Origin of the sequence: Mucilaginibacter rivuli (genome assembly GCF_019391655.1) — a bacterium.
In the GTDB taxonomy this organism is placed as follows: Bacteria; Bacteroidota; Bacteroidia; order Sphingobacteriales; family Sphingobacteriaceae; genus Mucilaginibacter; species Mucilaginibacter rivuli.
The window spans coordinates 321,860-345,479 of the sequence record NZ_JAHXPQ010000006.1; the positions used below are offsets into that span (position 1 = coordinate 321,860).

19 protein-coding genes are annotated in these 23,620 nt (G+C 42.9%); 12 read left to right on the forward strand and 7 right to left on the reverse strand.

Going from position 1 to position 23,620, the window contains the following annotated elements; genetic code table 11:
* Positions 1-122 precede the first annotated feature (122 nt).
* Complete coding sequence (locus tag KXQ82_RS15740; RefSeq protein ID WP_219489398.1) at positions 123-908, reverse strand: lytic transglycosylase domain-containing protein; 786 nt, start codon at positions 906-908, stop codon at positions 123-125.
* A gap of 318 nt (positions 909-1,226) precedes the next feature.
* On the opposite strand from KXQ82_RS15740, the gene KXQ82_RS15745 reads away from it, so the two are divergent.
* Positions 1,227-2,711 (forward strand): pseudouridine synthase, encoded by a 1,485-nt coding sequence (locus KXQ82_RS15745; protein ID WP_219489399.1) that lies wholly within the window; start codon positions 1,227-1,229, stop codon positions 2,709-2,711.
* 95 nt (positions 2,712-2,806) lie between these two features.
* On the forward strand, positions 2,807-3,952 hold the full coding sequence (locus tag KXQ82_RS15750) for a lactonase family protein (RefSeq protein WP_219489400.1): 1,146 nt from the start codon (positions 2,807-2,809) through the stop codon (positions 3,950-3,952).
* Positions 3,953-4,011: 59 nt separating this feature from the next.
* On the opposite strand, the gene KXQ82_RS15755 is transcribed toward KXQ82_RS15750, so the two are convergent.
* The 4 genes from KXQ82_RS15755 to KXQ82_RS15770 all read right to left on the reverse strand — a co-directional run bounded on the left by KXQ82_RS15755 (position 4,012) and on the right by KXQ82_RS15770 (position 9,243).
* Complete coding sequence (locus KXQ82_RS15755; RefSeq protein ID WP_219489401.1) at positions 4,012-4,491, reverse strand: hypothetical protein; 480 nt, start codon at positions 4,489-4,491, stop codon at positions 4,012-4,014.
* A gap of 59 nt (positions 4,492-4,550) precedes the next feature.
* On the reverse strand, positions 4,551-5,690 hold the full coding sequence (gene bshA / locus KXQ82_RS15760) for an N-acetyl-alpha-D-glucosaminyl L-malate synthase BshA (protein WP_219489402.1): 1,140 nt from the start codon (positions 5,688-5,690) through the stop codon (positions 4,551-4,553).
* 120 nt (positions 5,691-5,810) lie between these two features.
* Positions 5,811-7,625: a serine hydrolase domain-containing protein gene (locus KXQ82_RS15765; RefSeq protein ID WP_219489403.1), complete on the reverse strand. Its 1,815-nt coding sequence runs from the start codon at positions 7,623-7,625 to the stop codon at positions 5,811-5,813.
* Entirely contained in the window at positions 7,612-9,243 is a 1,632-nt protein-coding gene (locus KXQ82_RS15770; RefSeq protein ID WP_219489404.1) for an amidohydrolase, read from the reverse strand. Before KXQ82_RS15770 ends, KXQ82_RS15765 begins: the two co-directional genes overlap by 14 nt.
* 134 nt (positions 9,244-9,377) lie before the next feature.
* Between KXQ82_RS15770 and mutL the strand changes: the two genes are divergently transcribed.
* The 6 genes from mutL (at position 9,378) to KXQ82_RS15800 (ending at position 16,400) form a co-directional block, all read left to right on the forward strand.
* Entirely contained in the window at positions 9,378-11,234 is a 1,857-nt protein-coding gene (mutL, locus tag KXQ82_RS15775; protein ID WP_219489405.1) for a DNA mismatch repair endonuclease MutL, read from the forward strand.
* Between the two features lie 12 nt (positions 11,235-11,246).
* Entirely contained in the window at positions 11,247-11,951 is a 705-nt protein-coding gene (locus KXQ82_RS15780; protein ID WP_219489406.1) for a rhomboid family intramembrane serine protease, read from the forward strand.
* Between the two features lie 16 nt (positions 11,952-11,967).
* The gene (locus KXQ82_RS15785; protein ID WP_219489407.1) at positions 11,968-12,822 is read left to right on the forward strand and encodes a rhomboid family protein; all 855 of its coding nucleotides are present in this window, start codon (positions 11,968-11,970) and stop codon (positions 12,820-12,822) included.
* On the forward strand, positions 12,806-13,918 hold the full coding sequence (locus tag KXQ82_RS15790; RefSeq protein WP_219489408.1) for an endonuclease/exonuclease/phosphatase family protein: 1,113 nt from the start codon (positions 12,806-12,808) through the stop codon (positions 13,916-13,918). Before KXQ82_RS15785 ends, KXQ82_RS15790 begins: the two co-directional genes overlap by 17 nt.
* Positions 13,919-14,044: 126 nt before the next feature.
* A complete protein-coding gene (gene cysS, locus KXQ82_RS15795; protein ID WP_219489409.1) occupies positions 14,045-15,505 on the forward strand; it encodes a cysteine--tRNA ligase in 1,461 nt (486 codons plus the stop codon).
* Between the two features lie 34 nt (positions 15,506-15,539).
* Positions 15,540-16,400: a YybH family protein gene (locus KXQ82_RS15800; protein WP_219489410.1), complete on the forward strand. Its 861-nt coding sequence runs from the start codon at positions 15,540-15,542 to the stop codon at positions 16,398-16,400.
* A 10-nt stretch (positions 16,401-16,410) separates the two neighbouring features.
* On the opposite strand, the gene KXQ82_RS15805 is transcribed toward KXQ82_RS15800, so the two are convergent.
* Both KXQ82_RS15805 and tilS read right to left on the reverse strand, forming a co-directional pair.
* A complete protein-coding gene (locus KXQ82_RS15805) occupies positions 16,411-16,893 on the reverse strand; it encodes a hypothetical protein (protein WP_219489411.1) in 483 nt (160 codons plus the stop codon).
* Positions 16,890-18,233: a tRNA lysidine(34) synthetase TilS gene (gene tilS, locus KXQ82_RS15810; RefSeq protein WP_255563681.1), complete on the reverse strand. Its 1,344-nt coding sequence runs from the start codon at positions 18,231-18,233 to the stop codon at positions 16,890-16,892. Before tilS ends, KXQ82_RS15805 begins: the two co-directional genes overlap by 4 nt.
* Positions 18,234-18,281: 48 nt before the next feature.
* On the opposite strand from tilS, the gene KXQ82_RS15815 reads away from it, so the two are divergent.
* From KXQ82_RS15815 to cydB, 4 genes are all read left to right on the forward strand, one after another.
* Positions 18,282-20,501 (forward strand): OstA-like protein, encoded by a 2,220-nt coding sequence (locus KXQ82_RS15815; protein ID WP_219489412.1) that lies wholly within the window; start codon positions 18,282-18,284, stop codon positions 20,499-20,501.
* Position 20,502: 1 nt separating this feature from the next.
* Positions 20,503-20,844 carry a cupin domain-containing protein gene (locus KXQ82_RS15820; RefSeq protein WP_219489413.1) on the forward strand — a complete coding sequence of 114 codons (342 nt, stop codon included), beginning with the start codon at positions 20,503-20,505 and terminating at the stop codon, positions 20,842-20,844.
* Between the two features lie 271 nt (positions 20,845-21,115).
* The gene (locus KXQ82_RS15825; protein ID WP_219489414.1) at positions 21,116-22,489 is read left to right on the forward strand and encodes a cytochrome ubiquinol oxidase subunit I; all 1,374 of its coding nucleotides are present in this window, start codon (positions 21,116-21,118) and stop codon (positions 22,487-22,489) included.
* A gap of 6 nt (positions 22,490-22,495) precedes the next feature.
* The gene (gene cydB / locus KXQ82_RS15830; protein ID WP_219489415.1) at positions 22,496-23,530 is read left to right on the forward strand and encodes a cytochrome d ubiquinol oxidase subunit II; all 1,035 of its coding nucleotides are present in this window, start codon (positions 22,496-22,498) and stop codon (positions 23,528-23,530) included.
* The last annotated feature ends 90 nt before the right edge of the window (positions 23,531-23,620 follow it).

Consider the following 23,620-nt stretch of genomic DNA (forward strand, 5'->3'; position numbering starts at 1 on the left):
GAGTTATGACACAGGATTGAAATACCACATAAGATGAGTAAGCCAGAAGTACGATCACAAAAAAAGCCCGCCTTTCACTTTGAAAGACGGGCCAATACTGTGCTCCTTATTTTTATTATTACTTAGTTTAACGCCGATGTACTGTCGGTAAAACCGGGTACATAGGCATAAACAGGCTTGTGGTAATTGTAACCGTAACCTTGCGGGTCGTTAATAACCTGCTTCATCGCTATCAGGTTGTATACATACACACCTGTTTCGCGGTTCATTTTTATGCGGTAGTAATTTTTTTGACTTTGCTTGCGTATCAACCGTGCCAAATTTGGCGATCCGGTATTATAAGCCGCTGCAACCAGCGTCCAGCTTTTAAACTGATCATGTAATTCAAGCAAATATTTACATGCCGCTATGGTAGCTTTACGCAGGTTAGTGCGCTCATCGTGGCGTTTATCAACCTTTAAACCGTAAGTACGGGCGGTGCCTGCCATAAACTGCCATGGGCCATAAGCGCCACGCGGCGACCGGCCTTCGCTAAAACCCGACTCTACTAAAGGTATAAACTTAAAATCGTTAGGTATGCCGTATTCCTGTAGTATCGGTTCAATTACCGGGAACATTTTTTCGGCCTTGCGGTGCAGCATTTCACTTTGTACGTTCCCGAAACTATGTCGTCTCAACGAACTTGTCATTTTCCCTTTCACTTTCTTATCTTTTGGCAGCATTTCATCAGCAAAATTCAGCGTATTATCCCCGCTATATTTGTATGAAATATAGACAGGTTTTGCGCTTACATTTCGTTTGTAGAAGCTTGTTTTTGCAACCCCAAAAGACAGATGGAAGATGATTGTAAGCACCAGTATTACGGAGCACGTAAGTAGGTATTTTTTAATCATTTTCTTATCGATCATTAATGAACTAATTAGTTAAAAACTGCCGCAAAGATACCCCATATAGTACATACAGACAAGTAGTTATGTAAAAAACAATTTTTAAAAACGTTTGTTAGGCGTTAAAAATCGGGGTTTAAACTGCTTTAAAGTAGGATTTTTAAGAGGTGTTTTTTGTAGGAATTTTTCAAAAAAACGGGAGGTTTACACCCTTGTTTTGCGAAATTTTGAAATTATTTTTATAAATTTACCTGTTAATTCTGCGTGAAATTTTGCTTGCGCGGATGGTATTAAATCTGTACTTTTGTTGCCCCGCTGAGACAGCGTTAATCAAACAATATGGCATTTAAAAAATCAGGGACTGGTCGCGATGACAGGCCCGCAAATTCAGGCCGCCGATCTTCTCCAACTGGTGGCTCCGACAATACACGTAAATCATCAACATCTTCACGGCCAAAAACCGCAGGATCTGGATTTAAAAAATCCGAGACTGACAGTGACCGCCCGAAACGTAAATTTGATGGTGAAGCCTCAGGCGAAAAGAAATCGTTCAACAAGAATTTCTCGAAACCAACAGAAGGTTCATCCGACAGAAAATATAAAGGCAAACCGGCCAGCGAAGGTAAAAGTCGCCCATACGGCAGCAAAACATTTAGCGACGGCCCTAAAGAAGGCGGCGCTCCCGGCAAACGTACCCCTTACGGCAGCAAAACATTTAACGATGCCCCACGCGAAGGCGGATTTAAAAAAGAAGGTGGCTTTAAGAAAGAAGGCGGTGCCGACAGCTTTAAACGTAAACCTTACGGTGCAAAAGATTTTAGTGATACTCCACGCGAAGGCGGCTTCAAGAAAGAAGGCGGCGACGCGTTTAAACGCAAACCTTACGGCGCAAAAGACTTTAGCGATAAACCACGCGAAGGTGGCTTTAAAAAAGAAGGCACCGGCTACAAAGGAAAAAACACAGGCCCCGCACCAAAACGCTTTGATAAAGATGCATCAAAAGAACGCTCGGTAAGAGAAACGTTTTTTGACGAAAACCAGGGCAAACCCGAAAAAACAATGCGTGGCCGTAAAACAGCCCCATCAAAAACACAAGATCCGGATAAAGGTAAAATAAGACTGAACCGTTATATATCAAATGCGGGTATCTGCTCTCGCCGTAAGGCTGATGAACTGATAGTTGCGGGCGTAGTTTCGGTAAACGGCGAAGTAATATCTGAACTTGGCTTTAAAGTTGACCCTTATAAAGACGAGATACGCTACAACGGCGAAACGCTGAAGCGCGAAAAAATGGTTTATGTATTATTGAATAAACCGAAAGATTATATCACTACCACCGAAGACCCGCAAGAACGCCGCACGGTAATGCACTTGGTTGAAAAAGCCAGCAAAGAACGCATTTACCCAGTTGGCCGCCTTGACAGGAACACTACAGGTTTATTGTTAATGACCAACGATGGTGATTTAGCCGATAAATTATCGCACCCTCGTAACAGCATCACTAAATTATACCAGGTAGAGCTGAACAAAGCTTTATCGCAGGGTGACCTAAACAAGATAGCTTACGGTATTGAACTGGAAGACGGTTTAATTAAACCGGATGAAGTATCGTACGTGGCAGGTGGCAGCAAACGCGAAGTTGGCATTAAGATACACAGCGGTAAAAACCGCGTGGTACGCCGTATTTTTGAAAGCCTGGGCTACGAAGTAGTTAAGCTTGACCGCTCGATATACGCCAACCTGACCAAGAAAGATCTTCCACGCGGGCGTTGGCGTTTTTTGGATGAACAAGAAATTATCCAACTGAAACATTTAATGAAATAAGCACAGAATATTACAAAAAGCCTCCTGCCAAAAACAGGAGGTTTTTTGTTGCCTGTACATTTTGTTAATTTGCGCAACCAATCAACTCAAAACCAATGAAGAAATATATCCTGATACTTTTAATGGCATTACCTGCTGCTTTACAGGCGCAGCATAAAGCTAAAATATACGATCTGCTTATCGGCACATACACTACCGGAAAAAGCGAGGGCATTTATGTGTACCGCTTTAACACCCAAACAGGCAAGGCGACTTATTTGAATAAGGTTACCGGTGTGAATAACCCATCGTACATTACGGTATCATGCAACCGCAAATTTGTATACTCGGTTAACGAGGTTGGCACGGCGCGCACAGGCAGTGTAAGTTCGCTTTCATTCGAACCTAAAACAGGCGCGTTAACATTTTTAAACAAGCAGCCATCCATTGGTGCCGGGCCGTGCTATATTCTGGCTGATAAAGCCAATAAAAATGTTTTTGTAGCTAACTATGCAGGCGGCAGCCTATCGGTATTACCTATAAAAGCTGATGGCACTTTAGGCGAACCCTCACAAACCATACAGGATGAAGGTACCAGCGTTGATACAGCACGCCAAAAAGGGCCGCATGTGCATACTGCCGCGCTATCACCCGATGAACACTTTTTGTTTTACACCGACCTGGGGACGGATAAGCTGAATATCTGCCAATACGACCCATCTGCAACAAAGCCTTTAAGTCCGGCTACAACGCCATATATAACGGTTAAACCGGGTAACGGGCCAAGGCATATAGCGATATCGCCGGATAAAAAATACCTGTATTTGATACAGGAAATGGGTACGGCTATTAACGTTTATCACTTTGACAACGGCACGTTGAAGGAAATACTGAACGAGGTACAAACCGTAAACATTACAGCGGATGGCTTTACCGGTAAGGGCAGCGGAGCCGATATCCATATCTCGCCCGATGGCAGGTTTTTATATAGTAGTAATCGCGGCGACGCGAATGATATACAGGTTTATGCCATCAACAAGCTGAATGGTAAGCTTACATTTGTGGAGCGCACTTCATCATTAGGTAAAACACCGCGTAATTTCAACATCGACCCGAGTGGTAATTTTCTGCTGGTGGCCAACCAGAATAGTGATGATATTTATATCTTCCGTATCAATAAAGCTACGGGTAAACTAACCTATACAGGGGAAAAGCTGGAAATAGGAAACCCATCTTGCCTGAAATTTGCAGCGATAAATTAAGGCAAAAAAATAGCGATGGGTTTAAAAACCATCGCTATTTTAAACCATACTGGTTGGTTTTATTTTGTTTTGGTAAAGTTATATACCACATACCCCGTGCTGCTACCTATGGATACCGGAGTTTTTAATACCATAGTTGTACCATCATTACTGCCTATGATGAGGCTATAACCTGTATCAACATTTTTTGCTTTATCGCCCTGGTATATCTTTTTAAACTGGAAAGCAGGCGTTACACCGCCACCGGGATTATTGTAAGACCAGAAAATAGATTGCGATGTACCGTTAACCAAAGTATATTGCCCGTTACCGCTATTAGTTAATACCCAGGTGCTACCAACAAAATCTTTAGGCGGGGCCTGGTCAAAAACTTTAGTTACTGCATTACCTATCAGGTTTTCATAACCTACGTTATTTACTGTCCAGGTGCCTACAAATCGGCTGCGGTCAACCCCGGCGGTTTTGTTTACTACACTACAGCCGGTAGCTACTGTTACTACAAGCGCTATAATAGCGCCAAATTGAAATAGTTTTTTCATTTTACAATGTGTGTTAAGATCAGGCTTATTAAGCATAAACCTTGCCAAGATAATATTTTTTACGCAAGTGCGCTTGCTTTGGCTATTACCTCGCGGTAATAATCCTCATATACGGGGAGTATTAAGCTTAATTCAAACTTTTTAGCACGGGCCAGAGCATTTTCTTTAAACTGGTTTAAACGGGCATCATCCTCCAAAATATAAATGGCTTTTTGCGCCATTGCCTTAACATCACCAATATCACATAAAAAGCCTGTTTCGCCATCAATGTTCAATTCGGGTAAACCACCCGCGTTTGAGCTGATAACAGGTACCTTACAAGCCATAGCTTCTAATGCCGCCAAACCAAAACTTTCTGATTGTGATGGTATCATAAACAAGTCGGCTACCGAAAGTATTTCTTCTATAGCCTCCTGCTTTCCTAAAAAGCGTACGTTATCGCATACACCTAGGTCACGACAAAGCTGTTCGCATTCGGAGCGCTCACCGCCATCACCAACCATAAGCAGTTTTGATGGGATAACTTTGTTTACTTTTGAGAATACCTTGATCACGTCCTGCGTGCGTTTTACTTTACGAAAGTTAGAGGTATGGATCAGGATCTTTTCGCCGGCGGGGGCTATCGCTTTTTTAAAGTGATCTTTAGCTTTCATACTAAAGCGTTGCAGGTCTATAAAATTGGGTATTACCCTGATCTCTTTTTCTATCTCAAAAAACTCCAGGGTTTCGTCCTTCAGGTTTTGCGATACTGCTGTAACACCATCCGATTGATTAATAGAAAAGGTTACTACAGGTTTGTAAGTTCTGTCTTTACCAACAAGGGTAATATCGGTACCGTGCAGCGTGGTAACAACCGGGATATGAATGCCATAAGTAGCCAGTATTTGCTTTGCCATAAAAGCTGCCGAAGCATGCGGAATAGCATAATGCACGTGCAAAATGTCCAGGTTTTCAAACCTTACTACATCAACCAACTTACTGGCCAATGCAAGTTCATATGGGGGGTAATCAAATAAAGGGTATTTGGATATGGCTACCTCGTGGTAAAACAGGTTCTCTGAAAAGAAATCCAATCTTGCAGGCTGGTTATATGTTACAAAATGCACCTGGTGGCCATTATCGGCCAAAGCTTTACCAAGTTCTGTAGCAACAACGCCGCTTCCACCAAAGGTGGGATAACATACAATTCCTATTTTCATCAATTAATGTTTTGATGTAAAAACCGGGTAGCTGTTCATTCCTGATTTTTAACGCCGCAAGTTATATTCAATATTTTCAATTTATGTGAACTGCATGTAAAAAAACGGGATGTATCAAATTTATTGCATTCCCTTGCTAATGGCCCTGTATATGGCATCCTGCACGTTTGCACGTACACGCAATTGGTTTAGCTTTTTACCATCACTCGGGTACACCCTGTTCGATAAAAATATGTATACCAGGTTATATTTAGGATCCACCCAAAAACAAGTACCTGTATAGCCGGTATGCCCGAATGTTTGAGCAGATGCCAGTTGCGATGGATAATGTTTTGTGGTATCCTGGTCGGTACGGTCGAACCCGTAACCACGGCTGCTCACCAATGATTCACGCGTGGTGAACAGGTTCACCGTTTCGGGTTTAAAGTACTGCACGCCGCCGTAGGTACCGCCGTTCAGTATCATCTGGTATAATATACCAAGATCGTTAGCGCTGGCAAACAAGCCCGCGTGGCCCGATACGCCGCCAGCCATGGCCGCACCCTGATCGTGCACATAACCATCCAGTAATTCCTTACGGAAATAGGTATCGTTTTCGGTAGGCACTATCTGCTCTTTTTTGAAACGGTTACGTGGTAAAAAACCGGCGCGTTGCATGCCCAGCGGATCATAAAACTGTTTCTGTACATAAATATTTAATGGCTGCGCGCTTACGGTTTCCACTATCTCCCGCATAAAATACATGCTCAGGTCGCTGTACTCGTATTTACCACGTACCCTTAATGCCGAGTTAAGCATCTGCGGCCACATTACATCTGTAAAGTAACCTTTACGCATATAATAGTTTTCGGCCACTTTGGTGGGATAAGCATCGGATGAATCGCGGCTAAAATCGGCGGGCTTAATGTGCTCATAAAACGGGATGTAGGGTATCAACCCGGCCTCATGTAGCATCAGTTCGCGCACTTTAATATTGCTCTTGTTGGTTGTTCTTGCTTTAGCGATGTAATTGCCAACGGTGGAGTCCAAACTCAGTTTACCCTGCTCGGTTAAACGCATCACCTCCATTGTTGTGGCTGATATTTTGGTTACGGAGGCGAGGTCGAAAATATCGTTAACCTGGTCGGGATAATTATGATCATAAGTATGGTAACCGAAGGCTTTGTTATATATCACTTTGCCATCTTTAGCTACCAATACCACACAGCCAGGTGTAGCTTGCTGTCTGATGGCGCTGTTCACAATATCATCAATAGCCAACAGGTTATTGGCATTTATACCTGCATCTTCAGGAATGGTGTATTGCAACCTGGTTTTAGTAGTCAAATATCCTGAACCGGCACGGTATTTTGCCGACATGCCCGAACCCAGCTTTTGCGTAACCGGCACACCGCCAAAAACAACCTGCGCGGTGTATAAAGCTGCTATGGGTGTATTACGTTCGCACCAGATGATGGGGGCATTTACAGCATCTAATCCGGCAAGGCTTTTACCGTTGCCAAATAAAACCACCACTACATTTTTAAGCCTTTTATTGCTATTGATAAAATTAACGATCTGTGGGTTATTGGTTTCCGTTTCGGTAAGTGTTACTATAACTGTATTGTAAAGTTTCAATCCATCCGAAAGGTCGTTCATTGCTTTAGCCTCAATGCCTGCAAAAGATTGTACTTTGGTGTATTTATTCAGCAGGCTGTCAAAAACGCTGGCATAACCATAGCTAAAGTGTACACTGGCTATTTTGGCTATATCAAGGTCTTTCAGTGGTACCAATTGCTGCTCGTTGTTCAGTAAAACTGTAGCACTTTGGGTTAAACGCTCCTCGTTCATAATAGCCTGGCTTTGCGCGTGAGGGCTTTGCGCACATGCCGAATTTAGAATCACAAACAATAACAACAAACCCCATAAGCAAATATTCAGCTTAGTTTTTCTCATACACCTTTTCTCCGTTTATATAAGTCTTCAGCACCTTCACAGCAGGCAATTCAGCACCATCAATTTTCATAATATCTTTATCGAGGATAACAAAATCGGCAAACTTGCCCGGTTCAATGCTGCCCTTTTCTTTTTCTTCAAAATTTGCTTTTGCGGCCCAGATGGTCATGCCCATTAAAGCTTGCTTGCGGCTTAACGCGTTTTCCATCTGGAAACCCCCATCCGGAATACCCTTCAGGTTTTTGCGTACCACTGCTGCATAAAACGTGTACATGGGGTTAATATTTTCGACAGGGAAATCGGTACCCAAGGGCAGCCATTGGTTTTGCTGCAACAATTGCTGATAGGCGTAGCCTGATTTTAAACGTTCCTGCCTCAGCCTGTCAAGCGCCCAAAGCATATCTGATGTGGCATGTGTGGGCTGTACTGAAGGGATGATGTTATTATCGCCGAACAGCTTTACATCCTCAGGCGCTACAATTTGCGCGTGTTCAATACGCCAGCGTTTATCATTTTTGCCTTTTAGCACTTTGGCATATATTTTTAATATTGCGCGATTGGCTGAATCGCCAATGGCATGAGTACACATTTGGAAACCTTTCGCGGCTATCATCATAGCTACATTCTCATAATGCGCGGGTGTATTCAGCAAAAACCCTTTCCAATTCGCTTTATCAGCATAAGGCTTTAACAGGCAGGCCCCGCGCGAGCCAAGCGCGCCATCAGCATATACTTTAATGGCACGCACATTAAGGCGTGGTGTTTTGATGATCCCGCTTTTAAATACAGAAGTGTAATTTTCAGGCTTGTCAGATAGCATCACGTACATCCGCATTTTTAACGCGCCGCTGTTTTGTAACTCGCGGATGGTGCCAACCATGGGATAATCAAGCCCGCAATCATCAACGGTAGTTAAACCTACTGCAAAACAGTTGGCCTGTGCATCTAAAAATGCTGCTTTAATATGGTCGTAATCATCAGTAGGTATTTTATGCGATATAAGCTTAACGGCATTATCTACCAATATACCAGTTAATTTACCTTTGTCGGTTTCTATTTGTCCACCGGGAATAGTTTGTCCCGGTTTAATGGCTGCTATATTGAGGGCGGCCTCATTGGCAATAACAGCGTGCCCATCTATCCGCTCTAAAACTACGGGCCTTGCCGGAAACAGCGAATCTAATTTTGCTTTGTTTGGAAACTGCTTTACCGCCCATTTATTCTGATCCCAGCCACGCCCAATCAGCCAGCCTTCAGGATTTGCCTTAGAGAAAGCCTGAACCGAATCGACGATCTGCTGCCAGCTTTGCATCCCAACAAGATTAACCTGGTGCAGTGCATTACCATATTCGTAAAAATGCGTGTGTGCATCAATAAAACCGGGGTAAACCGTTTTGCCTCCTGCATCAACTACCTGCTTTGCGTTAAATACCTTTTCAAGGCTGTCAGTTGTACCTACTGCTATTATTTTACCGCCTTTAACCGCAAAAGCCTCGGCCTCTGTAAACTTAGCGTCAACAGTGTAAACGTGCGCGTTTTTCACCAGCAGATCAACATCATTTTGTTTTTGTTTACAAGCCATGCAGAGCAAAAGCAAGGCGGGAAGCAGTTTTTTCATAAGTCGATAACAGTAAAAATAAAAAAGCGTTTTAATGATCGTTAATAAAGCAGAAGCTGACACCAAAACTATAAAGTTATAGCATCATTTTTCTAATTTAGCAACGAAATCGAAATTGAAGGGAATTATTTTAAATGTCTGATATAATACAGCTTTTACCGGATGCCGTTGCCAACCAAATTGCCGCCGGCGAGGTGGTACAACGTCCTGCATCGGCAGTAAAAGAGCTGGTAGAAAACGCTATTGATTCGGGTGCCGATAAGATACAACTGATACTGAAAGATGCCGGAAAAGCGCTGATACAAGTGATTGATAATGGCTGCGGAATGAGCCTTACCGATGCGCGCATGTGCTTTGAACGCCATGCCACATCCAAAATAAAAAAAGCTGAGGATCTTTTTGCCATCCGCACCATGGGTTTCCGTGGCGAGGCCATGGCTTCTATAGCGGCGATAGCGCAGGTTGAACTAAAGACCCGCCGTGTTGAAGATGAACTGGGTACCATCATAGAAATTGAAGGTTCGGAGATCATTAAACAAGAGCCTTGCCAATGCAACGCGGGTACTTCTGTTTGTATAAAAAACTTGTTTTATAACACCCCTGCACGTCGCAATTTTCTAAAGGGAAATTCGGTAGAGACGAGGCATATTATTGATGAGTTTCAGCGGGTGGCTTTGGCTAACCCACATATATTTTTCACCATGCACCACGATGGGCAGGAGGTTTACCATTTGCCGGCTACACAGTTAAAGCAGCGCATTATCCATTTGTTGGGTAACCAGTACAACCAAAGGCTGGTACCGGTGGAAGAAGATACCACCATCATCAAACTGCGCGGCTTTGTAGGTAAGCCCGAATTTGCCCGTAAAACACGCGGCGAGCAGTTCTTTTTTGTAAATAATCGTTTTATCAAAGACGCTTATTTGAACCATGCGGTGATGACGGCTTTTGAAGAGCTGCTGCCTGATGAAAGTTACCCCCTATATGTTTTATTTATCGAGATCGACCCATCGAAAATTGATATCAACGTCCATCCTACCAAAACAGAGATAAAATACCAGGACGAAAAGGCTATTTATATGATCATCCGTTCGGCGGTAAAACGTTCGCTGGGCAGGTATAACATTACGCCGACAATAGATTTTGACCAGGAGAACAGCATTGAGCACCTGATCACGCCCAAACCGTTCGAAGAGATCATCCAGCCGAGCATTAGGTTCAATGCCGATTTTAACCCTTTTGCACCTGAGGCCAAAGCAGACCGTGCACCATCCTCCCGCCCAAGCGGAGATTATCAGAAAACGCCCATCCCGCAAAACTGGGAAACGTTATACGAGATCAGCAAGCGCGATACCGTGGAGCAGCAACAGATGGAGGTTCATAACAAATCCATCGAGGTTGAAGAGCAACAGGTAAGCAAATCGAGCGAGCGACAACTTTCGCAGATCCATAATAGGTTCATCCTGTCGCAAATAAAATCGGGCTTTATGCTGGTAAGCCAGCAGGCCGCACACGAAAGGGTATTGTACGAACGTTTTTTACAGCAATTAGACAGCCATTCGGGCGTGAGCCAGCAAAGTTTATTTCCGCAAAGCGTAACCTTAAACGCCGCGGATTACGTATTGCTTAAAGAATTGCTGAATGATATTCGTGCTTTAGGTTTTGATATCAGGGAGTTTGGCAAAAACACTGTTGTTGTTGAAGGCATACCGGCAGAATTGCCCAATGCTAATGAACACGAATTGTTAGAACATTTATTGGAGGGCTTTAAAAACAATCAGTCGGCTTTAAAGTTGGATAAGCGGGATAACCTGGCGCGATCGCTGGCACGTAATGCAGCTATTAAAGCAGGTACAAAGCTATCATTAGAAGAAATGAATATTTTGATAGACCAGCTTTTTGCCTGCCAGATGCCCAATATTTCGCTCGGTGGAAAGCCGATAATTATTACATTTACATTAACCGAACTATTAGAGCGGTTTGACAGATAATATACATATAAAATGAGTCAATACAGGCAATCGCCCCTTGCTAATCTTACACCTGTTGTAAAAAACCTGCTGATCATTAACGTGATCTTTTACTTAGCTACCTTTTTGTTAGGCGAGCGCTTTAATATGGTGGAGCATTTTTCTGCCTTCTATTTTAATTCGCCCTTATTTAAACCATGGCAAATAATTACTTACATGTTTATGCATGGGGGTTTTATGCATATCCTGTTCAATATGATAGGCTTATTTACCATTGGACCTATTTTGGAGCAAACCATGGGCTCCAAACGTTTTTTTAATTACTACTTTATATGCGGTATTGGCGCATTGGCATTACACATGGCAGTGCAGGCTTTTGAGGTGCATCAATTAACCGGTACGTTTATGGCGAGCCATTTAGATATTACCGACCCGGCTATCCTATCTAAACTTGAGGCAATATATTATGGCCCGGTTTTAGGTGCCTCGGGTTCTATATTTGGGATACTCATTGCCTTTGCTATGATATATCCTGATATGGAATTGATGATAATACCGATACCTATACCTATCAAAGCTAAATACTTTGCAGTGGGTTACATTGTTATCGAATTATTTTCGGGCGTAAACCCGATGCAGGCAAATGATGGCGTGGCCCACTTCGCGCACCTGGGTGGTGCTTTATTTGGTTTTATCATGATAAGGATATGGGGATTGCACAGGCGCGATATCTATTAATTAAATTGTAATAGCCATGTGGGAAGAGATACGTTTAAAAGTTTTACACTCGGGCAGTAAATTAAATTTACTGATAGGAATAAACGTTGCCGTATTTTTAGTGTTGGGGCTTCTTGGGATACTCGAAACATTATCCACAACCCACAACGTTCTTAACCAAACCTTATACAACTATCTCGCTGTACCATCTTATCTACCTACACTGTTAACACGTTTTTGGACACCCCTTACCTATATGTTTATGCATGCAGGTATCTGGCACATTGTGATGAACATGATCTGGTTTTATTGGATGGGGCAGATATTTGAAGAATACCTTGGCGGCAAAAAACTATTAAACGTTTACTTTTTAGGGGGCCTTGTAGGGGCAGTTTTCTTTATAGTGGCCTATAACGTGTTTCCTTTGTTTGCTGCCGAACGCAATGGTGCAACTGCTGTTGGTGCGTCTGCAAGTATTATGGCTGTAATTGTAGGTACAGCTACATTGCTGCCTAACTACACAATATTCCTTTTTATTTTTGGTGAAGTAAGGTTAAAATGGCTGGCCATTGTTTTTGTTATTTTTGACCTGTTCGGCTTAGTTGGCTCAAATGCCGGTGGTGCATTTGCACACCTTGGTGGCGCATTTTTGGGTTTTATCTACATCAGGCAATTACAAAAGGGAAATGATATTGGTGCATGGTTTGGTAAACTGTTTAAACCAAAATCAAAACTAAAAGTAGTTTACAAAAATTCAAAAAACACCAATACTAAGCCGCAACAAGACGAAATAGACCGTATATTAGACAAAATTTCAAATTCGGGTTTAGATAGCCTGAGCAAACAGGAAAGAGATACCCTATCAAAAGCCAGCGATGATGATAAGAGCTAAAAGCAAGCTTTCGTTTTTTAACAAACTGGTACTGTATATCAATTACGTTTTTGCTTTTTCAATACTCATTAGTTACCTGGCCCCCGTTACCGATCCTAAAAACTTTTGGCCAATCGCATTTTTTGGCATTGGTTACCCCATCCTTTTGGCTGTAAATGTACTGTTCATTATTTATTGGGCTATAAATGTGAGAATATATGCCTTTATTTCACTTGTGTGTATTTTAGTGGGATGGAAGGTATTGAACAATAATATTGGTTTTAATAAATCGCAACCCGATGTTGCTAAGGCCTCGCCCGAAGATATCAGGATGATGGCCTATAACGTACACCAGTTTCAGAAATTCAATTTTACTAAAACAGAATCTACCCGGAGCGATATATTTAAAATTATTGATGAGCAGAAGCCTGATATTATGGTTTTCGAAGAGTTTTATACACGGTCTAAAGGAAAAAACGATATTATTGATTCGCTAAAAAGGCTGCTAAAAACTGATCAGTTTTATTTTGAAGCCTTCGATAAAAACCATGATGATAAAACTGGTCTGGCTATTTTTACAAAGTATGCCATTGTTAATCATGGGATGATACGCCTGAACAACGACAATAGCGATAACCAGTGCATTTATGCCGACATGCAAAAAGGCGATAAAACTATCCGGGTTTATTGTGTGCATTTGCAGTCAATCCATTTTGAGTCGGAAGATTACGTGTACCTCGATAGCCTATCGCACGAGCGGCCAAGCATCCATAAATCAAAACGCGTGGGTGGTAAGCTAAAGCTGGCCTTTTTAAAGCATAGCGAGCAGGTACACCTGATTAAAGACCACATGGCAAAATGCCCTTACCCATATATTGTAGCCGGCGATTTTAACGATACGCCAACATCATACGCGGTAAATAAAATGGCCCAGGGACTAAAAAACACCTTCTACGAAAAAGGCAGCGGACTGGTAAAAACCTATAACGGCGATTTCCCCAACTTCCAGATCGATTTTATTATGTGCAGCCCGGTATTTAACGTGCTTAACTATCACGTAGTAGAAAGGAAACTATCCGACCATTATCCTATTCGCAGTGATCTGCAATTGAAGTGATTAGTTGATTAAGTTTATTATGTGAGTGGTTTGAAGAATAACTTAATCAACTACCAACATTGTTAAAATAATGCTAAAATGCAACGCGGTAATTAACTGATTGCGTAAAATATGTAAGTTTGCCGCATGAAACAAAATTTGTTTGTTTACAACACCTTAACACGTACTAAAGAAGAGTTTAAGCCCCTTAACGCGCCACATGTTGGCATGTACGTTTGCGGGCCTACCGTTTACAGTGATGCCCATTTAGGCAATTGCCGCACTTATATTTCGTTCGACCTGATATTCCGTTACCTTACCTTATTGGGTTATAAAGTACGTTACGTACGCAATATTACCGATGCAGGCCATTTGGAAGGCGATGCGGATGAGGGTGAAGATAAAATATCGAAAAAAGCGAAACTATCGCAACTCGAGCCGATGGAAATTGTACAAAAGTACACCGTAGGCTTTCGGGATGTGATGAAGATATTGAATACCCTGCCGCCAAGTATTGAACCTACAGCAACCGGCCACATCATTGAGCAGATTGAAATGGTGAAAGAAATTTTAGCCAAAGGGTTAGCTTATGAGGTAAATGGCTCGGTTTATTTTGATGTAGAAAAATACAACCAGGCACAGGATTACGGTATTTTGAATGGCAGGCACTTGGAAGACCTGCTCACCAATACCCGCACCTTAGGCGGGCAGGATGAAAAGCGCGGCAAGCTTGATTTTGCCCTTTGGATAAAGGCCAAACCCGAACACCTGATGCAGTGGCCATCGCAATGGGGCATGGGTTTCCCGGGCTGGCATTTGGAGTGCTCGGCCATGAGCAGCAAATACCTGGGCCACCAGTTTGATATACACGGCGGAGGGATTGACCTGATGCCTACCCACCATACCAACGAGATTGCGCAAAATGTAGCCAGCTGCGGTAAAAATCCCGCGACTTACTGGATGCATACCAATATGCTCACGGTTAATGGGACAAAAATGTCAAAATCATTAGGCAACAGTTTTTTACCCGACGAACTGTTTACCGGCAATAACTCCATATTGAACAAGCCATACAGCCCCATGACGGTGCGCTTTTTTATGCTGCAAACCCATTACCGCAGCACGCTCGATTTTTCGAACGACGCTATGGAAGCATCAGAAAAAGGTTTCCGGCGGTTAATGAATGCATATGAGTTATTGGATGGCTTAAAAGCATCTGCAGATACAGATGTTGATGTATCAGCGGTGCAAACCCGTTGCTACGAAGCCATGAATGATGATTTTAACAGCCCTGTTCTGATTGCCGAACTATTTGAGCTATCGCGTGTGGTTAACTCTGTACACGATGGTAAAATGCAGATAGACGCCACTAACCTTGAATTGCTGAAACAAACCATGCATACTTTTATTGAAGATGTACTTGGCCTTAAAGATGAAAAAGCAGCTAACGATGAGCTGCCTAAAGTAATGGAGTTTATCATTAACCTGCGTAGCGAGGCTAAAACAAATAAAGATTACGCCACATCCGATAAAATAAGGATAGGCCTGCAGGATATCGGCTTCCAGCTAAAAGACAGCAAAGAAGGCACCACCTGGAACAAAGTATAATTATTACATTTGAGCACACATCATACCATCACAAATGAAGAAAGTTATTGCCGCTATTGTTTTTTCAATCTTATTTTCGGGAGTTGTTTTAGCACAAAAAGCCGCCGAGGTACAAACCGTGGTTGCTGCCGAAGAAGCTTTTAATAAAGCCGTTGCGAAAAAAGGCATTAAAGAAGGCTTTTTATCTGCTATTGATGATGATGCCATCGTTTTCAGGCCAAACGCGGTTAGCGCTAAAGAATTTTATACCCGTATTGATAAGCAGCCTGGCAACTTAAGCTGGGTACCAAAATTTGGCCGTATATCTGCCAACGGCGACCTTGCCTTTACAGCAGGCCCGTATATATACCAAAACAGCGCTGCCGATACTGATAAAGTGTATGGCCATTATGTTTCTGTTTGGCGCACTGATGCCAACGGCAAATTAAAATTACTGATAGACCTTGGTGTACAACACCCTGAGCCTGAGCAACCTGAAATAATTGACCTGAAAGATCCCACCGGTAAAGTGTTGCCCCCAAGCAAGGACCCGTTCCTGGCAAAAAAGCTGATCATGGGTACAGATGATATGTTTAACCATTCGCTTGATATATCTGCGTTGGCAACTTATAAAGAGTTTTTTAGCCCTGAGGCGCATTATTATTTCCCAGGCTTTGAGCCGCTTATCGGTACCGATAAGATCATGAAGTTTATTAATAACCAGGCAATATCCATCAGCGCCAAAACCAGCAGTGTAGGCCGCGCAGCAAGTAACGATCTGGCTTACAGCTATGGCACCGCCATAATTAAAAAAGGAGGCATATCAAGTAACTACAATTACGTTAGGATATGGGAGCTTGATGCCAGCCACAAATGGAATATTTTGCTGGAAGTATTTTCGGCAGTTGAAAAGTAAGCGAAACCCTCTACTTTTTCATTTCCTCATTAATAGCCCGCAATAATTCATTCGCACGTTGCGAGCCGATGATATACACCAGGCCATCACGGTCGGTTAAGTGTATGGCGTCGTTTCCGGAGGTGTAAAAGCGGATGGTACCTCTTTTATGCAGGTTATAAACCGGGTTGTTAAAAAAGTAACGGCTATAAACCCCTTTTTCAATTTTTACGATACTGTTCAGGTCTATTTTAACCAGGCGGGTTGTCCACAGCCCATCCAACAGGATACTTTTATTAATTACCTGCGTACGAAAATGCAGCAGAAACCCCATTATTGCCGATATAATTAAAATAGCAAAACCCACTACCAGTAGCAGGTCGCTGCTGCGCTCACGTTCATCGGTAAAAAAGAAAATAGCAAAGCAAAAAATGGCCATTACCAGGCGGATGGTAATAGGTATCCACTCGCGGCCGAGGTATTGTTTTTCCAAAAAGGGGTGGTTATCACTCATAAGTTCGTCTTGTACAGTTCGAAGATAATAACTTTTTTGGTGTGTGTTGCTACTTTATATCGTTCATCGGGGCGCATCCCTCCTATCCATATCACATCGCCATTACCATTTACTAATACGGGGATATCAGCCTTTTGGTTCAGCGGTATTTTCTCGCTGATAAAATAGTCGCTCAGTTTCTTTTTTCCTTTCATTCCCAAAGGGTAAAAAGTATCACCTTCATGCCAATGGCGTAGTGTTAAAGGGTAGGTAAGCTTATCTGCATCGGCCGAAAAAGCCATCGGGTTACCCTTTACGATCATGGCAGAATCATCGGGTATCAGCGTAAGCTTATGATCGCCAAAAACTACCTCGTGCGTATGCTCATAGATCAAAACCGGTCCGGTAACTTCAGTTTTGCGTTTGCTGATGATGAGTTGCCCCCTATCCAGTATCAACCGGTACCCGGCAGATTCAAATGTACGGCCTGAATGTTTATGGAACGATGCGATCACATCATCAACCGAAGTTTGGTTAAACCCGTATGGGGATAGTAAGCCAAACAGTAATAACCTTTGCGGGATCAACTTTTTGATACCTGCGATATTGATGTATATCCCGCCAATCGCTTCGGTAAGCAATTCTTTTCTAATGCGAGCTAATGTGTCTTCCAGCAATAACTCCAGTTCGCGAAAACGCTCCATGTTCTTTTTAAAGGTTTGCTCCAGTTGCGGGTTTAGCTCTTTTAGTTTCGGGATAACCTCATGCCGCAATTTATTTCGCGCGTATTTTACCGAGGCATTGGAGCTGTCTTCAACATACCTTAAATTTTCGGCGGTAACTATCGTATCTATCTCATCGCGGGTCAAAAACAGCAGGGGCCGGGCAATATTTCCGTTAAGGGGCAAAATGCCATGCATACCTGCAATACCGGTACCACGGCTAAGGTTAAGCAATATCGTTTCAACAGAATCGTTCTGATGGTGCGCTACCGCTATTTTACTGTAGCCAAAGCCGGCCCTTATTTCATCAAACCATTGGTAACGCAAATCGCGCGCGGCCATTTGTATCGAGATGTGTTTTTGGGCAGCGTAGGCTTGGGTGTCAAAATTGGTGGTGTAAAATGGTACGCCGAGTTGTTTGGCAAGTTCTTCGGTAAATTGCTGCTCGTTGTCGGATTCGGCACCGCGGAGTTGAAAATTACAGTGTGAAATACCAAAGGTATAGCCTGCCTGCTTTAATAAATGTACTAAGAGTACCGAATCGCGGCCACCGCTAACCGCCGCAAGCACAGGCTCTGAAGGCGAAAAAAGGTGGTGCAGCTCAATAAAATCGGTGAAACGTTGAACAGGAAGCATCATCAAAAATATTTAATTTATTTACCCCAACCAAAAAACTAATTTTGCACTGTGAATAAGTACCTGTTAAGCCTTTTGTTTTTGTTATGTGCATTTACTGTTGTGGCCCAAAAAAAGCCGTCGCGCATTGAGTTGGTACATTACGAGAAGTTTCACGATACGCTGATCAACAACGTACAAACCACAAAGTTTTTTAAAGCGATATTTAAGCAAGATGTTACTACGCTCACATCAGACAGCGCATACTTTTTTGTTAAGGAAAACATGTGCGATGCCTTTGGCCACGTAGTAATAAACCAAGGCGATACCCTGCACATTTATGGCGACAAGCTTCACTATGATGGCAATACCAAAATAGCTGTGATGACCGACCATGTTAAAATGGTTGATAAGGATGCTACATTAACTACCGATTACCTTACTTACAACACAGCCTTACGCATTGGCAATTACACCGGCGGGGGCAAACTGATAAATCAGGATAATACGCTCACCAGCAAAAACGGATATTACTTTGCCAGCTCGCGCGATGCTTATTTTAAGTATGATGTGGTGATGAATACTACCGATGCTATTATAAAAAACGATACGCTAAGGTATAATTCGGGCACGGGCATATCTTATTTTTATGGGCCTACACACATTTATGGCAAAAAAGATAACGATGTTTTGTACACCGAGTGGGGCACTTATGATACCAAAAGCGAGCAGGCGTTTTTCTCAAAAAACAACTTATATACCAGCGGATCAAAATCATTAAAAGGCGATAGTTTGTTTTACGACAGGCTGAAAGGCTACGGTAAAGCTTTAAAGCATATTACTTTTAATGATACCGAGCAAAAAATAACCATAAAAGGCGATAAGGCTGAATATACCAAACCCGATGAGCGAACGGTAGTTACCGAAAACGCCTATGTTGTATTGGAAACCGGCGGCGACTCAACACAGAAAAAAGACTCCATAATAAACAAACCTATCCCCGTTAAAAAAACATTGGCCGAACGTGTTGGTACACCTGTACCTAATACCATTAAACATGTTGATATTGATGTAAAAACAGGAAAACCGGTTGAAGTGAAACAACCAGATACACTTGCACGGCCAACGCTAAAAACAGATACCGCAAAAAACAAGCGCGATTCGATATTTATGGCGGCCGATACTATTGAAACGCAAATTACCACCCGAAAAACCGAACTGGAAACAAGGGCTAAAAGGAGGCTTTATGCCTTGCGGGATACATCTATAAAAGCTGTAGCGTCTATAGTATACACCAAAGCGCCTAAAGTTTTGGAAATGCAGCGACTGCCCATACTGGTAGATAGTACCAGCCACCTGCACCGCGATTATTTTCCTAAGGCGCCAATTGATACATCCATACACGTGGCTAAAACAGCACCGAAAAAATCGAACAAAAAGCTGCTGCCTGCCAGGGCCGCGCCAATTGATTCGGTTAACATAACCTACGAAGTAAAACTGGCCGATACGGCAAGGGTGCGGATACTCTCGGCCTTTCATAAGGCCAAAATATTTAAATCGGACCTGCAGGCGAAGGCTGATTCAATTTTTTACAGCTATAGCGATTCGACCGCACGTATGTATGTTAACCCGATGGTATGGTCGAATGGGTCGCAGTTATCGGGCGATACCATTAACCTGCAGATCAGGAATAAAAAGATAGATAACATCGCGTTTGCGCCGCATGCCTTTGTCGTCAATATTGTTAAAACCGATTCCATTAATTTTAACCAGATAGGCGGACGTAAAATGCGGGGCTTTTTTAAAGATGGCAAAATTGACAAGATATTTGTTGACGGCAATGCCGAAACCATATATTACCAGCGCGATAGTTTAAATAAACCTACCGAACTGACGCGCACAGCCAGCAGCCGTATTAGGGTAAATTTTTTGAAGGGCGAACTGGCAGCTACAACATTTACTGTAAAAACATCATTGCGCGATATACCCCTTATTGCTGTTAAGGAAGATGATAAGATATTGAAAGGTTTTATTTGGAAGCCGAAAGACAGACCTGTATCTAAAGAGTCTATCATACCGTCATCATATACTGCAAAGCCTGTATCTAAAAAAGCAACACCCAAAACCGGAGTTAAAAAGAAAGGAGCAGCAACGACTGTTAAACCAACTTTACCTAAAATTGAGTTGGTTAAACCGAAAACAGATACGTTAAAATTAAAGGCAGACACTTTAAAAAGCTTACATCCGGATACCTTAAAAAAGCAAATTATTAAACCAACCACAGCAAATTAATATGAGCGCACCTGCAAGCAGCGAGTTCCAGTTTGAGAACGAAATTAAATGGGAAGACCTTGGCAACGGCGTGCAGCGCCAGGTTTTTGGCTATGATGATAAACTGATGCTGTTAAAAGTAAAGTTTGAAAAGGGCGCCATTGGCGCTATGCACAGCCACCCGCACTCGCAGGCTACGTATATTGAGAGCGGTGTGTTTGAAATGACCATTGGCAATGAAGTGAAGATTATTAAACAGGGTGATGGGTATTATGTGCCGCCGCATGTGGTGCATGGTGTAACCTGTTTAGAGCCGGGGATGCTGGTAGATGCTTTTAGCCCGGTGAGGGAGGATTTTTTGTAAATTCAAAAGATCATGCTGTCCCGACTTTCGTTGGGATCAGCACCTCATTATGTGGGTATACATGATATATATAGTTAGCAAACTAGCGCGTGGGGTGCCGAAATAAATTCGGCATGACTTAAAGAGTTTTTCCTTACTCAAAAATTTCCACACAGTAACGCCACCGTTACAATTCATATTTTTTCTAAATTGCAATTAACTTACTAATGGAAGTAAATAAGCTGTAGCAATACCGACATTTGCCTGTATATTAACCCAAACCGGATAGCATATGAATGTTGAAATACTTGCTCGCATACAATTCGCTTTTACCATTGGCTTCCATTACATATACCCGCCCTTAAGCATTGGCCTGGGTTTGGTAATGGTGATAATGGAAGGTATATACCTAAAAACGGGCAACAAAATGTACGAGCAGATGACGAAGTTTTTTGTGCGTGTGTTTGCTTTGATATTTGGTATTGGTGTGGCTACCGGTATTGTAATGGAGTTTGAGTTTGGTACCAATTGGGCCGTATACTCTAAATACGTGGGCGATGTTTTTGGCAGTGCGCTGGCAGCCGAGGGTATCTTCGCTTTTGCTTTAGAATCGGGCTTTTTGGGGGTGTTATTATTTGGATGGAACAAGGTAAGGCCCGGCGTACATTTTTTTTCGACCGTAATGGTTACCCTGGGCAGTATGTTTTCGGCGGTATGGATAGTAGTCGCTAATTCATGGCAGCAAACCCCGGCAGGCTATCACATAGTTGGCGAAGGCTTAAAGGCCCGCGCCGAGATCACCGATTTTTGGGCTATGGTATTTAATCCATCATCCATTGAGCGTTTAACGCATGTTTGGCTGGGCTCGTTCTTATCAGGCTCTTTTTTGGTGCTCAGTATTGCCGCCTATTACCTGCGGCGTAAAAGATATATAGAATTTGCCGAGTCGGCATTTAAAATAGCCTTAGTGGTAGCAACCGTATCAGCCTGCGCGCAGTTGTTTGTAGGGCATAAATCGGCCGATGTTGTAGCCAAGTACCAACCAGCCAAACTGGCTGCTTTAGAGGGCCACTATGACGGATCAAAACCCGGCGACCTGTACCTGTTAGGCTACGTTGATCAAAAGAATAAAGAAACGCATGGCTTATACATCCCCGGCGGACTGAGCTTTTTAACAACGGGCAGTTTTAAACAACCCTTAACCGGCCTCAATAATTTTAAAACGGAAGACAGACCCGGCGCGGTAAACTTTGTTTTTCAAACCTATCACCTCATGGTGGCCATTGGCATGTTTCTCATCGCGCTAACGCTTTACAGTTGCTTTTTATGGTGGCGCGGTAAGCTCTTCGATAAAAAATGGCTGTTATTCATTTTTTCGTACTCGGTATTACTGCCGCAGATAGCCAACCAGGTTGGCTGGTATAGCGCCGAAGTTGGCCGCCAACCATGGGTGGTGTATGGCTTGTTGCGCACATCAAAAGCACTGTCGCAAGCGGTATCAGCGGGCTCGATTATTTTTTCATTGATATTGTTCACATGGGTGTACCTGGTACTGTTAATACTGTTTATTTATTTGTTGAACAAGAAGATTAAACACGGACCGTTTGACGAAGAGAACCTGGACCACAGTCCACGGCACATTGAAATGGCTGATACTTTAGCTTAAACATTTATGGCAACATTATTTGGTATTGATTATCAAACCTGGTGGTTCTTGCTCATTGGGGCGGTATTTACAGGGTATATTATTTTAGACGGCTTTGACCTGGGCGCGGGCATTGTGCACCTGTTTTTTGTAAAAGAAGAAAGCCGCCGCGTTGCACTTAACGCTATTGGCCCCGTTTGGGATGGTAACGAGGTTTGGATAGTGATTGGTGGCGGTGCGCTGTTTGCCGGTTTCCCGGAAGTTTATGCCTCACTGCTATCGGCATTTTATATCCCTTTTATGCTGTTTTTAATGGGGATAGTGTTCAGGGCCATATCCATCGAGTTCAGGAGTAAAGAGCCTATGCTTTGGTGGCGCAGAATGTGGGACATCAGCTATTGCTGCTCCAGTACGCTCATCGCCTTTTTGCTGGGCGTGATATTGGGCAATGTTACGCAAGGCATCAACTTGGGCCCCGATCATGTTTTCCGTGGCAACTTTACAGAGTTTTTAAACCCTTATGCGATATTAACCGGTATAACAACGGTTGCTTTGCTAATGATGCATGGCGCCATTTACCTGGTAATGAAAACCGAGAACCGCTTGTACACCAAGCTCACCATTATTGTAAAGAACGCGACCATCTTTTTCGTGATCATGATATTACTGACCTCGTTTTACACTCTGTTGTACCTGCCGCATATGGCAACTGCTATCCGCCGTTACCCGCAATTGTTTATAGTGCCGGTAATGATGGTGCTGGCTATAGCCAATATTACCCGGCAGATCACCAAGCGCAAATACCTGTTCGCATTTATATCATCGGCAGTAACTATTAGTTTACTCATGGTTTTGGTAGCCATGGAACTGTATCCCAACATGCTGATATCGACACAGGGGGCGGCTAATAACCTTACAATTTATAATGCCTCTTCATCGCAAAAAACATTAGGCATTATGCTTACCGTGGCTGCCATTGGCGTGCCGTTGGTGGTAGCGTATACCACTTTTGTATTTATGACCTTTAAGGGGAAGGTGGAATTGGACGAGATGAGTTATTGAGATTTGTATATGAATAGTTTATATATTGTTAACACGGAAAAGTAAGAAAACCTATCGCTGAGATTGCCACGTCGTACTGATAGAAGCACT